Annotated in this window: 13 protein-coding genes; 4 read left to right on the plus strand and 9 right to left on the minus strand. The window is 33.0% G+C overall.

Annotation, left to right across the window (positions count from 1 at the left end; all coding sequences use genetic code 11):
* The first annotated feature begins 14 nt into the window (after positions 1–14).
* From B5E87_RS03610 to B5E87_RS03625, 4 genes are all read left to right on the plus strand, one after another.
* The gene (locus B5E87_RS03610; protein WP_087243564.1) at positions 15–2,282 is read left to right on the plus strand and encodes a vWA domain-containing protein; all 2,268 of its coding nucleotides are present in this window, start codon (positions 15–17) and stop codon (positions 2,280–2,282) included.
* Between the two features lie 133 nt (positions 2,283–2,415).
* Complete coding sequence (locus B5E87_RS03615; protein WP_087243565.1) at positions 2,416–2,949, plus strand: 3'-5' exonuclease; 534 nt, start codon at positions 2,416–2,418, stop codon at positions 2,947–2,949.
* Between the two features lie 326 nt (positions 2,950–3,275).
* Positions 3,276–3,998: an arginase family protein gene (locus tag B5E87_RS03620; RefSeq protein ID WP_087243566.1), complete on the plus strand. Its 723-nt coding sequence runs from the start codon at positions 3,276–3,278 to the stop codon at positions 3,996–3,998.
* A gap of 19 nt (positions 3,999–4,017) precedes the next feature.
* Entirely contained in the window at positions 4,018–5,088 is a 1,071-nt protein-coding gene (locus B5E87_RS03625; protein ID WP_087243567.1) for a radical SAM/SPASM domain-containing protein, read from the plus strand.
* A gap of 27 nt (positions 5,089–5,115) precedes the next feature.
* On the opposite strand, the gene B5E87_RS03630 is transcribed toward B5E87_RS03625, so the two are convergent.
* From B5E87_RS03630 to B5E87_RS03670, 9 genes are all read right to left on the minus strand, one after another.
* Positions 5,116–5,580: an A24 family peptidase gene (locus B5E87_RS03630; RefSeq protein ID WP_087243568.1), complete on the minus strand. Its 465-nt coding sequence runs from the start codon at positions 5,578–5,580 to the stop codon at positions 5,116–5,118.
* Between the two features lie 25 nt (positions 5,581–5,605).
* A complete protein-coding gene (locus B5E87_RS03635) occupies positions 5,606–7,246 on the minus strand; it encodes an ATP-dependent metallopeptidase FtsH/Yme1/Tma family protein (RefSeq protein WP_087243569.1) in 1,641 nt (546 codons plus the stop codon).
* 129 nt (positions 7,247–7,375) lie between these two features.
* The gene (gene lepB, locus B5E87_RS03640; protein WP_087243570.1) at positions 7,376–7,882 is read right to left on the minus strand and encodes a signal peptidase I; all 507 of its coding nucleotides are present in this window, start codon (positions 7,880–7,882) and stop codon (positions 7,376–7,378) included.
* A gap of 3 nt (positions 7,883–7,885) precedes the next feature.
* On the minus strand, positions 7,886–8,230 hold the full coding sequence (locus B5E87_RS03645) for a hypothetical protein (RefSeq protein ID WP_087243571.1): 345 nt from the start codon (positions 8,228–8,230) through the stop codon (positions 7,886–7,888).
* Positions 8,231–8,303: 73 nt separating this feature from the next.
* Positions 8,304–8,714, minus strand: a complete 411-nt coding sequence (locus B5E87_RS03650; protein WP_087243572.1) for a hypothetical protein — start codon at positions 8,712–8,714, stop codon at positions 8,304–8,306.
* Between the two features lie 11 nt (positions 8,715–8,725).
* Positions 8,726–10,846 (minus strand): type IA DNA topoisomerase, encoded by a 2,121-nt coding sequence (locus B5E87_RS03655; RefSeq protein WP_275112293.1) that lies wholly within the window; start codon positions 10,844–10,846, stop codon positions 8,726–8,728.
* A 166-nt stretch (positions 10,847–11,012) separates the two neighbouring features.
* The gene (locus B5E87_RS03660) at positions 11,013–12,470 is read right to left on the minus strand and encodes a helix-hairpin-helix domain-containing protein (RefSeq protein ID WP_143746875.1); all 1,458 of its coding nucleotides are present in this window, start codon (positions 12,468–12,470) and stop codon (positions 11,013–11,015) included.
* A gap of 99 nt (positions 12,471–12,569) precedes the next feature.
* The gene (locus B5E87_RS03665) at positions 12,570–13,355 is read right to left on the minus strand and encodes a GIY-YIG nuclease family protein (RefSeq protein ID WP_158095541.1); all 786 of its coding nucleotides are present in this window, start codon (positions 13,353–13,355) and stop codon (positions 12,570–12,572) included.
* A gap of 182 nt (positions 13,356–13,537) precedes the next feature.
* Positions 13,538–14,374: a DNA polymerase III subunit alpha gene (locus B5E87_RS03670; RefSeq protein ID WP_275112294.1), complete on the minus strand. Its 837-nt coding sequence runs from the start codon at positions 14,372–14,374 to the stop codon at positions 13,538–13,540.
* Position 14,375: the final 1 nt, after the last annotated feature.

Raw genomic sequence — 14,375 nt, forward strand, 5'->3', positions numbered from 1 at the left:
GGAAGGAGTAAATTATGAAAAGAAAAACAGGAAAATTAATGAAAAAGAAGGTTAAGAAGATTTTAACTGGCATTGAGTTGCTTACAAGTAAAGGTTATAGAGCCAGCTATAAAAGTATGGCTGAAACTTATTGTAAACAGCCTCTTCAATTTAAAATGCTTTTAAATGCAGGAAGTTTTACAAGTGTTAATGATAAAGGTCAGACATTGATGAATATTGACTTGAATATGTTTAGAGATGATAAGTTTTCAACATCTCACTATCATCTGTTTGCTAAAGGCGTGATTTTACATGAATCCGGTCATGTTTTATATAGTGATTTTGATGTGATTAGAAAAAACGCAGATAATGTGAATCAGTTAAGAAATCAAATCAAGGCAATCGGAGAGGCATACTATCAAGAATCTGACCCTATTCTCAAACAGGACTGTGAAACAAAATTGTATGATGCCATTTTAGAATTTACTAAGGCAAGTAATCTACCAGATGTCCTAAACTCTTTTGAAGATGCTGCAGTAGAGAGAGTCATGTCAGAAATGGGTAAAGATGAAAATGGAAGCATTGCTTTTACAAGAAATTATATTGTAGAAAAAGATACACAACATAAATTAGATGGCATCAATAACGATGCGATTCCATTGGATTCAGACAACTGGAATCAAGCCACTTTGGATGGAATTATCACTGAAGCCAGATTAATGGCTACAGCAGGATATAGAATGGCTATTGATATGACTATCATATCGCATACTTTTGAGCCTGCAGAAATCAATCAGATTAAGGATATCTGTCAATATGTGAGATTTATGTCCAATACAACAGAAGATAGAAATATTTCCAGTGAAGTCTTCTTGGATATGTGTCAACCAATTATCGAGAAGATAGCGCAAGACTTAACAAACGCTTATATCAGAGATATTGATTATGCTGAAGACCAGTTGAACAACATGCAACAAAACGCAAATGCATCTACTCAATCAACAGGTGGTCCAGGAAGCCAGCCAACTCAAGCAGGAGGAAATGGATTGCCTGGGCAAAAAGGAGGAAGTCAACCTCAGCCTACATCAAATAAGAATAGTTTACCTCTGCCTGATAGCCTAAAGAAACAATTACAAAACAAAGCCAATCAAACAGGGCAGCTATTAAGTGTTGGTGGACAGGGTTCAAACCAAGGAGACGCTTCACATGATGGACAGGGAGCAGATGGCGCAGGCACAGGAAATGAAAATAATAATGCTACATCAGGAGGAGGTTCAGGTGATGGGCCAAATGGAACATCAATCCCTAATGCGACAAAAACAAGTGAAGAGTTAAGTGATGAAAGTGTTACTGATATGACAGAGGCATTAAATAATGCAAAAAAGACTTTTCAGCGAAATGAAGATATGGTTCAAGATTCATTAATTAAAAGCGACCATAATATCAGAGCAGCCGAAGGACGCTGTCATAAAGGTATTGGAATCAGCATAACAGACATCAATGATGTTTTGGATTTATCAGATTCTCGTGAAGGAAAAGAAGCCCAAAAAACAATTCAAAAAGATAATTTGAACATCTATGTTAATGAATTATCTAAAAAAATTAAAAAAGTTCTTATGAGAAAAGGCATGGATGATACATCAAGAGGACGTTATGAAGGAGATATTGATTTCTCAAATCTTCATAGAATCAAAACAGACTGCCAGTTATTTAAAAAGGATATCGAAGGTAAGACAAACAAAATAAGATTTGCTATTCTTGTAGACGAATCTGGAAGCATGTATGGTACAGAACTGTATAATGCCATATTAGGATGTTGGATGATTGCAAAAGCTGCACAAAAACTCAAAATCCCATTTGCTGTTTATGGCCATGATGAAGATGATGAGTTTGAACTCAGAAAGTACATCTCATATGAAAAATGTAAGAAAAATACAGCATTGAACTCATTATTTAAAATGAGTTCTAGAGGATGCAACAGAGATGGCCTGGCAATTTTCCATGTTTGTAGAGAATTAATTAAACATGCACAAGATGACGAGGATTTGTATTTTATCATCTTGAGTGATGGACAACCAAATGGACACAATTATGGTGGACAACCGGCAATCGATGACATGAGAGAAGTTATCAATACTTTCAAAAAGCATTACAACGTCCATTCAATTGGAATTGGGATTGGAGATTTTAATTTTGAAAATATTGGCGTCATCTATGATAATCATGTCTGCGTAAAAGACGTGAAAGAATTGCCTAATGAGATGTTCAAGATTTTTAAACAGATTTTAAAAGTAGAAAGATAGTATAGGCTGGGACGAATCATTATTTATTATTCGTTCCGACCTTTTCTTTTTTAAATATGTTATACTATACATGTAGAAATAAACGATGAATGTATCTCACTGATACATTTTTTTTATAAAGGAGGGTGAAAGAATGTCAGACAGATTAGATGGACAATATATCGTATTGGACATTGAATTTACGAAATCTAAAGAAAGGACAGAAATTATTGAAATTGGAGCTCAAAGGCTTTTATCATACAACTATGGAACTCGGGTAAAAGAAAGCGACTCTTTCAATAAACTTGTCAAACCCCTTCATTTACCAAAACAATCTCTTTTGGATTTGCTAGGAATGAAGAAGGAAGACTTACAAGAAGCACAAAACTTTGCTAATGTCTTTCAAGAATTCTTAGAATGGGTAGGCGATGAAAATACTTTTTATGTTGTATGGGGAACAAGAGACCCTAAGATTATAGAAAAGGAGTGCAAAAATTATCATTTAGTTAAAGAATTTCAAAGTATGGATTTCATCGATATTCAATCATATACGATGTTACAGGACAAAATAAAAAACTTGCCATCATTAGCAAGCATGGTTAAGAAGTATGGAGAATTTGAAGGGAAACAACATAACGCATTAAACGACGCTGTCAATACAAGTAAAATTCTAAAGAATATTATTTAATTGCATGAAAAAGGAGGGTGGGAAGATAACGAATATGAATATTTTTAACTCTAGCAAAGCGTTCCACCCACTTTTTCATTTCTATATTGATATAATTTAGGAATAGGAATATAATTATATTAGATATAGATAACAAACGATAGAAAGGAGAATAATTATGAATGGAAAACGTGTATTAAAATCTGTAAAGAAAAGAGTTTCAATTGCTGAGAAAAATTCCAAAATTTCTAGAAATATGCAGTATACAAATGGAGCATGGAATGATTCTCATAGATAGAATTTAAAGAGCTGTAACGATTATTACGTTACAGCCTCTTTTCACATATATGAATTATATTTTTTTATTACCATTTGCTTTTGGTGGAAATCCTGCATGTGAATCAGGCCCTAGAGCTGCATATAATATAATAAAGGATAACTTCTCTACTCAGAAATACTCTGTTTTTATTATTGAACAAAAAATCAATGAAAGTCCGGAAAATTATTTATTAAAAGTAGAAGATATTATTGATAAAGAGGTTATAGATAATTCAAAATGTTGTGTAATTGGTGGAAATCATCTTTCTATATTACCTGTTTATAAACATATAATTAAATCTAACTTGTTATCTAATTTTTTAATATTAGATGCTCATCGAGATTTTTATCCTCAAAACGATTTATCCCATTCTACTTTTTTAAAATACATATCTCATGATAATAATTTTTTGTTGGTGGGTTGTAGAGATAAAAATAGACATCATTCATTTATTAGAAATACAAAAGTGATTTTTAAAGAAGATTATAAAGAGTTATTACAAATAGATATGAATAAAATAAATATGATAGATATAGATTTAGATGTAATAGATGAAAGTGAATTTGCCAGTTATTCAGATTATATCCCAAATGGGCTTTCGCTAAATCAAATTCGTGAAATAATTTCATTATCTAAAAACAGGGAGGCACAGTTTTTATCAATTTCAGAATATAATCCTATTTTTGATTATGGACAAAAGGATTTACTAAAAATAATTGATTTAATTAATCTATTTTTTGATGATTATTAATAATAGGAGGTAAAATGATATGTTAATGCAGAGTTTTATCATACCCATAATTAAAGTAACTGATTCATGTAACTTTAATTGTGAATTTTGTTATTATTCACAAAAAAAATTACATTCAGAATTAATGACACTCGAATTATGTAAGAAAATAATAAAAGAAACATTTGAATATAATGCTAAGATGGGAAATAAAAGAATGAGAATAATTTTTCATGGTGGAGAGCCTTTACTTCAACCCATAACCTTTTATAAAGAGTTATATAATTTTGAAAATGAGTTAAAACATAACTATCAAATGGATATTTTACATTCAATTCAAACGAATGGTTACAATATTAATAATCAATGGATTGAATTATTTCAAATAATGAATATGGATGTTGGAATTAGTATTGATGGCCCTGATTTTCTTAATTTCCATTATAATGAATTAGGTCAGAAAAAGTGCACTGATAAAGTTTTAGAGAATATACAATTATTAAATCAGAATAACATCTCTTATGGAATAATTAGTGTAATTACAAATTCTCATCTTAATTATGCAAAAGAAATGTATGATTTCTGTATTAAAAATGATATACATAATCTAAGTCTTAATTATTGTTATAATGATGACTCAGATGATAGTGTTGATACGAAAGAATTAGTTTTTTTCCTAAAAGAACTTTTTGATTTATATTTTAATGGTGATTATGAGTTAAATATTAGAGAATTTAATGAGTCTATTGCAAAAATACTAGGGTATTGTAGTGATACATGTGCAACATGTAGTAGGGAAAATTGTGGGCAGTATATGTCTTTTGATTCCTATGGAAATGTATTCTTTTGTGATAATGCATATGATAAAAATAATGCAATTGGAAATTTATATAATTCTTCATTATATGATATTATTGACTCCTCAAGATATTTAACAGAAATAATTAAATCAAGACGAAATTATGAAGAAAACTGTAAAAATTGCTCACTATCTTTTGTGTGTGGAAGTGGATGTTATAGATATGATAACAACCTTGGAGTTAATTATTTTTGTCCAACCATGAAAGCGATTAACAATTATATTATAAATAAAATAAATAATAATGATTAAAAAAAGTTGAAAAAAAATCAACTTTTTTTAATGAGTAATTACTAACAGTATCATTAGAAATATAATATATCCAATCAACATCATCAAAGCCAGAGGAATCATAATGCTCTGTTTTTCTTTTAAGCTTCCACCATGATTCTTTCTTTTTTGCATAAATTTATATAAGCAATAGAACCATGAAACAACAAATGTGATAAGAAAGAGTAGGAGGCTGTTTTCCATACCTAATAGAGAACCTACTGCTAACATCAGTTTGGCATCTCCGCCTCCTATTTGGTGGAGTTTAAAAAGGATGAAACATATAATAAATAATGGAATCAACCATATCTGATTTTTCAATCCTTCCAACCATCCATATAAAAACATGCTATTGATAATACCTATAGGAATAAATGGTAATGTCATATAATTGGGTATGATTCGTTTCCTTGCATCGCTGTAGGCTGTTAATACCAGTAAGATAAAAGTCAATATAATATCTAAATAAAGCATATACACCTCCTAAAAAGAGACTGTCTTAGGCAGCCTCTTTTACATTTATATATAATTTTTCGATATCCTGTGCTAATAAGGTTTCTTTTTCTAGAAGACTTTTAGCAATGGTATCTAAAAGTGATTGATTTTCCTTGATAATATGAGTTGCTTCTTCATGGCATTGTTTTAAAAGGGTATTCACTTCCTCATCAAGTTTCTTTTGAGTTTCTTGAGAGGCTTGGTTATCAACTTTCATCAATCCCATTTTCCCCATCCCAAAAGAGCCAACATATCTTCTGGCAAGATTCGTAGCTTTTTCAATGTCATTGGATGCACCAGCCGTTATATCATCGAAGAAAAGTTCCTCTGCGACACGACCTGATAATAACCCAACGATTTCATCATGAATAGAGCCTTTTGTAGGGAAAAATGTTTCTTCTTTTGGCATCATGAGGTTGTATCCTCCAGCTTCTCCACGAGGAATGATTGTGACTTTTTCTACCTTCTTTGCATTTTCCAGGACAAGACCAGCAACGGCATGACCTGCTTCATGATAAGCGACAATTTTTCTTTCTTTATCAGTATACTGATGTGTTGTTTTTGATGGTCCCATCAAGACTCTATCCACAGCTTCATCAATAAGGGAATCATTGATAGCATTTTGATGGAATCTGACAGCTAAAAGTGCCGCTTCATTCATAAGTGCAGCTAATTCAGCATTAGAAAATCCCTGTGTTTTCTTAGCAATACTTTCAAAATCCAAATTATCAATCTTTTTATTCTTTGCGTGCAACTTAAGGACATCAATGCGTTCTTCATATGTTGGTAAACCGACATAAATTTGTCTATCGAATCGTCCAGGACGAAGCAATGCAGAATCTAACATATCCTTACGATTTGTGGCAGCAATGACAATGTAGTTATTATCTTTGGTAAATCCATCCATCTCAACCAATAACTGATTAAGCGTATGTTCACTTTCTTTGTTATAACCGTTACTGCTTCTTTTTCCTCCCATTGCATCAATCTCATCAATGAAGATAATGCATGGTTCCTTGCTTTCTCTTGCAGAGTCAAATAGCTTTCTCACTCTTTCAGCTCCAACTCCAACAAACTTTTCAACGAATTCAGAACCTGAAGTATATAAAAACTTCACACCTGCTTCACCAGCTACAGCTCTGGCAAGTAATGTTTTCCCTGTGCCTGGAGGGCCTTCAAATAGGATTCCATGAGGAATTGTTGCTCCCATACTATGATATTTTGAGGGCTGCTTTAAAAAGTCGATGATTTCGTATAATTCATCCTTTACTTCTTTAAATCCGGCGATGTCGTTTAAAGTGATATCGCTATGAGAAGGAGTAAATTCATTGCCAACATTTTTTTCAGTCATCTTTTCATTAATCATATCTTTAATTTTATTACTGTCAGCAGAAGAATTGACTGCTGTTTTCTTAGTTTCCTGTAAATAAGCAGTTGCAATCAGTTTGGCTTTATCCTTATATTCATTTCTTTCAATCTCAATAGTCTTCATTTTATAATAATATAAGCCTATGATGACAAAACTGGCAATGCCAATTAATGTCATCATAATAAAACCAATCATAGAAATAGATGTAAAAAAATATATAAATAACAGTGCTAGAATATAAATGACACCGTAAATTTTAATGTATGTGTTTTTCATATCATAACCTCTTTTCCTTGCTAATAGCATTTGTCTTTAGCTTTTTCACAAGTCTATTTTACCATAAATCCTAAAAAATATCAAGAAAAATTTAGGGAAATAACAAAAAAGAGAATTTTTCATTCTCTTTTACTTTTTATATAGCTTATGAAATAGAGAGGATATGAAATCATTTTCGTATACGACTTTGGCATAAACGTCCTCTACATTAATTTCACCAATAATTCTAGAATCAATAGAATTATTTCTATTATCACCCATGACAAATACGCAGTCTTGAGAAACAGTCACTTCTTCCATGTCAGAATACATCTGTTCACTGATATAGGATTCTTCTTGTTTTTCTCCATTGATATAAAGATATCCATCCATAATAGCGACTGTATCGCCAGCAACAGCAATGACTCTTTTAATGATATATTCTGCTCCTATGTTGTATTGGGAACAGTCAACAATAACGACATCCTGACGGGCATAGTTTCTATCTATTTTAACGCCTAGAACGACATCCCTGTCTTCGTAAGTGGGATGCATTGATTCTCCTGATACTATGGCAGTAGCAAATGTCACTTGTACACCAAAAAAAACAGCTAAACATAAAAGAACAAATCCAATTTTTTCAATTATCTTTTTCATGTTTTATCCCTCCAGTCGTGTTGCTGAGAATTCTTCGTTGGTGTTGAGATTGACTATGCTTAAGCTATTGATACCATTCATCTGAAAAGCAAATTCACTGCTTTGCTTAGATAATGAAGAAGAATAGTTTTCACCATTCAAAATAAAGGTATCATAATTCATTTTATAATAATAGATATGTTTTTCTAATAGACTTGCTTTATTGGATTCTGGTGCTTGAATGGCTTCTAATGCATCTTCTTGTGTTAAAACAGTAGGGGAAGTGGCATGATAATAACTCTCTTTTGTGTTGTCCTGATACCAGTAAAATTCATCTTCAGATATCACCATGACACTTCCATTGTTCAATATCCATTCTCCTTCAATCCCTGGTACATGTTGGGTACAGCCTATTAGCAAAAGGCTTAGTAAAAAGAAGAGACTAATCCTTTTGAAGTACCCAATGTTCAATTTCTTTAGCGAGTTCATTATTTTTCTCATATACACGATAAAATTTATAAGATTTTCCTTCTGCAGTGATTTTGAAGTATCTTGGAGCTATGTGTATTTTATCAATGGAATGAAACGTATATTCTTTATCATTAACATGGAATGTAATAGCATCATCTATCACAACACTATCATTATGCCTTTTCATAATGTCTGAAATAGGGTGAGTGTAGATAGTATGTCCTATGATTATCAAGATGACTGCTAGGAAGATGAGAATCAAACCTTGCCAAATGGCCATATACCTTAAGACTGTGATACTGAATAAAAGTAATGTAAATAATGTGGCGAATGATATTTTTTTTAATCCCATAGCCTGTTTTTCATCATATAAATATGTCACTCCCTTCACCTCTAGAATTTGAATTCTACTTTATGTGTACCTTTATTGATATGTAAAACGGCATCAAATTTCTTTCCATTACGTGAAGTAAAACCTTTTAACTTACTTGTCTGTCCTTTATTTAATAGTGTTCTGACAGTTGTTTTGGAAATCTTTTTACCGGCGATTTCTTTCCATATTGAGAAATTGCACCCATCTTTGTACCCTGGGCAGTAATAAGACTTGCTGTTTTCTTTCATTTCTCTACCACAGAATGGACAAATTCCTATACTATCTAATGACTTTTGGCTACTTTGACTTTTTATTGGTGCTACAGAGTCGATTGTTTTCCCACTGTTGTCTTTTGCAGAATTAACCAGTTCATCAACCTGTTCATTGACACTTCCCATAAACTCCTTAAAACTCATCTTCCCTTTTTCAACCATAGATAACTTTGTTTCCAGCTGTGCAGTCATCATAGGAGATGTAAGAGGAGAATTTGGAAGGATGTCGACAAGTGCCATCGTTTTATCGGTAGGATAGATGACTTTTCCTTTCTTCACAAGAAAACCAGTCTTATAAAGTTTTTTGAGGATGTCAGAGCGAGTCGCCTCTGTTCCAATACCTTTCACTTCTTTCAAAATGCTTTTTGCTTTCTTATCTTCAACAAATCTTCCTGCATTTTCCATGGCTTTTAATAAACTTGCTTCAGTGTATCTTGCAGGTGGTTTTGTTGTTTTCTTTTCTACCTTATGATTGACATAATGATAATCCTTACCATCAGTGATATGAGGTAGAATATTATCCTTTGGAATGCCATTAATCTTCATCCAATTAGCCTCAACAATGATTTTTCCTGTGCATGAGAACTTGACTCCATTTGCATCTGTCGATACTTTTGTTTCCTCAACCTTAGCAGGTGGATAGAATCCCTGTAAAAATCTTTTCACAACCATCAAATATACAGCTTTTTCTTCTGATGATAATTGACCAATAATCTTTGATGGTTCACCATCATATGTTGGCGTGATGGCTTCATGGGGCATTTCTCCAGCTGAGAAGTTGATAAGATGCTTTTGGAATGTACGATGATTCTCTTTAATATCATCAATAATTTCATCAACTAATCCAATTCCATCCAAACTATCAACAATCTTCATGACTTCTTTGCTAGAAGATACAGAAATCTGTTGAATATCTGTTCTTGGGTATGTTGTTAAACCATAGTCCTGATAGAGTTTTTGAAGAATGTTGGTCGTTTTTTCAGCCGATAATCCTAAAGCATTAATGGCTTCCATATTAACATCATTGGTTTTGTAAAGCATTGGACAGCGCACTTCCTTCAAATTGACTTCCTTGTGCATTGTATATGGTAAGGAATGAAGTTGAGCCTCTAAAGATGATGCTTCTTTATGAGATAAACGACCAGACTGTAATGACAAATGTTCACTGTCATCACTTGTTGTTGTCAATGTTATAGTCCAGTAATCTTCTGGCTTGAAGTTTTGAATTTCTTTTTCAAGTTTAGCCACAAGAAAACGAGTAGGGGACTGAACACGACCTTCATTAATGACGTTCTTATATCCACCAAAGGCCTTTGTATTGACTCTTGTTCCGTTCATCCCAATGAAGTAGTCTGCCTGCATACGACATAATCCAGCTGTTTCAAGGTTTTTATAATAAGTATTATCTTTTCTATCTTTGAAGGCCTTAGATAAACCAGCTTTTGTCCATTCATGAATCCAGACTCTTGTAACAGGAGCAGACATTTTGAGATTCTTAGCAATTAATGCCCAAATGAGTTGTCCTTCACGGTCTGGGTCAGTACAGACAACAATTTCATCAATATCGTTTCTTTTAACAAGCTCTTTCAAGCAGTTGAAATAGGCTTTTGAAGAAGAAATAGCTTTGAGTGGTAAGATATCAGGCAATTGAAGTTTCTCAATTTTCCATTGCTTGTTGTTTGCATCAATTTCTTCTGGCATCTTGGCTTGAAAAAGATGTCCACATGCTGAGGCAAAAATATATTGAGTACCCTCATAAAAGTAGGTGTATTTTGCATATTTATGACTTTTTGCTGATGGTTCTAATGCATTGATGAATTTCTTCATGACATCAGGTTTTTCAGCGATAATAAGTTTTTTTATAATAATTCCTCCAAAGAGGAGCTAATCTAGACGATTGCTTCCAGCTCTAGCATATTATATCATTAATTTAGGAAAATAACAAGTAAAATTAGGAATAATACAAATATTATTGAGGCTCATATGATAAATAAATCAAAAAAAAGACTTCAACCAGAGGCTGAAGTCTATTCGTTTATGCCAGAAATGGAATCTTATTCTGGATAAGATATTCAGTTGTCTTCATATAGTCAACATAAAAGTCTTCCTTATGAACGGAAAGATTCTTTGAATCTACACTGATGACTTCAGATAATCCATTCTTTTGAGCAATGTCTGTTTTAATTTGAGAAAGAGTATCCTTATAAATATAGATTCTCAGCTTTCTATCCAATGCTTTTTTCATGGCATTGACTATAAGAGTGGTTGAAATTTCACCATTGTCTTCTTTCTTTTGAATACGTCCACTGACAATGACAATTTCCTCTTCATTGATGAGATGTTCAATACCCTCGTAGGTCTTAGGGAAAACAACACCTTCAATCGCATCGAATTCATCACCTAATGTCAAGAAACACATATCATCGCCTTTCTTTGTCGTAATCTTTTGAATATCATCTATCTGACAGAGAATCTGCACATCTGTTCCATCATCCATATCCATTAAATCATGAATAGTATCTTGATAGACTTTGAGCACAGGTCGAATCTGTTCTAATGGATGACCATTGAGACAGATGTGGATAGCCTTTCTTTCTAGATTCATTTTTTCCTGTAATCCATATTCAATCCCTTCATAACTGTCTTCTCCGATGATATCATCTAATATCGTCCTTCCATAAATGGATGAGATTTTGTGATGATATTTGACAGTTTCTAAAATGGATGGAACAATCTCATTCATTTCCTTACGGACTCCCCATTTATCAAAGACACCACCATTGATAAGGTTGCTTAACTGGTTAGTACGAATTGTTGGGAACTTATCTATGAATTCGTAAAGAGATGGGGAATGTTTAAGGGATGTGATGAGTTTTGCCACATCTTCCCCAATTCCTTCAATCCCATTGAGTCCATAACGAATGGCATAACGCCCCTCATGCTTCTCGATAGAGAATTGAGAGAGGGAGTCTTGAAGGGTTGGTGGAAGGATTTCTATACCAAGATTTCTGATTTCTCCAAGACATGGAATTAACTTATCCTTATCATCGGCATTGATAGTACAGTTGGCCGCCATAAAACATTCAGGATAGTGTGCCTTTAAATAAGCTGTCTGATATGAAATCATAGCATAGGCTGCACTATGTGATTTGTTGAATCCGTATTCTGCGAACTTTTTAATCATAGCGTACACTTCTTTTGCTGTTTTTTCAGGAACACCATTGTCCTGACAGCGTTTGGAAAACTCTTCTTCCATCATATCAATATATTGCTTATCTTTCTTTCCTATTCCACGTCTTAATATGTCAGCTTCTCCTAAAGAGAAACCTGCCATATCCTGTACCACCTGCATAATCTGCTCCTGGTAGACGAGGATACCATATGTTTCCTTTGAAGAGTTTTCGTATAATGGATGAGGATAATGGACTTTTGAAGGGTTTTTCATACCTTCAAGATAGTTATCAATAAACTGCATTGGACCCGGCAACTTCAACGTGAGCTTTCACCCACCAGTAATATATACTGTGAAGCTGGACTATACAATCATCCACGTGGGATGCCTCTAGGTAGTCTCTGGGAGGCTTACAAATAATTAAACATTGTTTTTTGGAATTCTTCTGATTTGGATATTTCTACCCATGAACATTCTTGAATTGTGCCTCATATGTGCACGTATTGCACCTGTAACTGATGATGGTTTCTTGTCACATATGTTATGCTCTATACACCAATTTGCACAATCTAAAGTTTTGTTAAATATGTATGTTTTACCATCCATTGTTAATTGGAGTAAAGAATTATAAGCTAATTCTCTTTGAGCAAGATTTTTATTTCTATATTCTTCATCTTTCCAGTTATTAGCTACAGATTTAATTGCTTTATTTTTGTTTTCTTCATTAGACCAATAAGCTCTTTTATTTAACGATTTAATTTTTCTTATATTATCTTGTGCTTGTTGACTGGCTAATTGTTTATAGTAGGTATCATCCTTTGCAATTTTCTTTTTCATAGCTATTGAATAAACTTCAGCGAGATTTGTGTTTGCATATAATTCTTTTCTCGTTTGGGATATTTTTTGTTTACTCTCATCTCTAAGGTAATAATGACTATCACCACCTGAAGTAGCATTATACCCTTTATTTCTATCTACTGTCTGATAATAATTTATCCAATACTTTTCTCTAATGTTTAATTCATCTTTCGTACATTCTTCAAGAACACTAAAATCGAAATTTTCTATGCCATATTTTTTTAAAGCATTATATAAATGATTATTCCTAATATTTGTATGAGACATTTTTATATGGTCTTTCCATCTTTTTTCAATATTAATACTTTGTCCAATATACTTTTTGCTATTTATTCTATTTTTTATCATATATATTCCAATAGTCAATATATCACTCCGGCATTAGATGCCATATTTTAAAATGTTATGTTTATTTGTAAGTTTCTCTGCTGATTATCCATTGTTTATAACACTTAGGACCTCAATTGAGGCTTTTATTTCACCATATGTCATCTCATTTTCTTGTTTCTATCTTTCGATACCCATCTTACTTATATAAGAGGGGAAATGAGCTTTAGGAGTTTCCAGCATATAAAGAGGTTTTTCGCACTATGTTGCCATAATACGTCGCCTGTATGTTCACGAAATAGGGAAATTACAGCGTTTATATGACCAAAATTTGTTGGATGCATTTTTTTCAAGAGATTTTGCATTCCTTGAGATTCCAACTGAAACACTTTTGCAGACTGTCCTTTCTGCAACAGTTCAAATACTTTTTTGTCATCCATAGGAATCCTATCCAAATCCACGTCAACTCCATGAACTTGTTTGATGAGTCTTAGAGTTTCTTCTTCGATATCTAAGGTAATCAACCCAAGGAAATCCATTTTAAGAAGTCCGATAGCTTCTGATGCTTTCTTTTCAAATTGGGAAACCAGAACCCCATCAACTTCCATCAATGCCACGAATTCATTCAGAGGCTTTGGACCAATGATGACTCCACAGGCATGTTTTCCGGTTGATGATGGTAATCCGTCAAAAAGCTTTCCAATTTTAAAAAGCTGGGCAATGTCCTCGTTATTATCAATCTTGTCTTTGAAAAACTTAAGATTTTTGAGGTCATCGAGAGTCTTGACGGGTTCGTCTCTATCTTCCCATGTATCTTCTTCATCGAGATAGACATGTTTACGGATAGTTTTTGGAACGTTTTTGGAAAGGTCGTCTGTTACTGCATAAGGAATACCTAGGACTTTTCCAACGTTCTTGATAATACTTTTTACACCTAATTCGTTATATGTGACAATTTGGCTGACATGGTCGAAACCATATTTAGCCTGTACATATTCAATAATCATATAACGGTATCGATTTTCGAAATCTTCGTCGATA

The sequence above is a fragment of the Massilimicrobiota sp. An142 genome (assembly GCF_002160725.1).
Taxonomy (GTDB): Bacteria; Bacillota_I; Bacilli_A; order Erysipelotrichales; family Coprobacillaceae; genus Allocoprobacillus; species Allocoprobacillus merdigallinarum.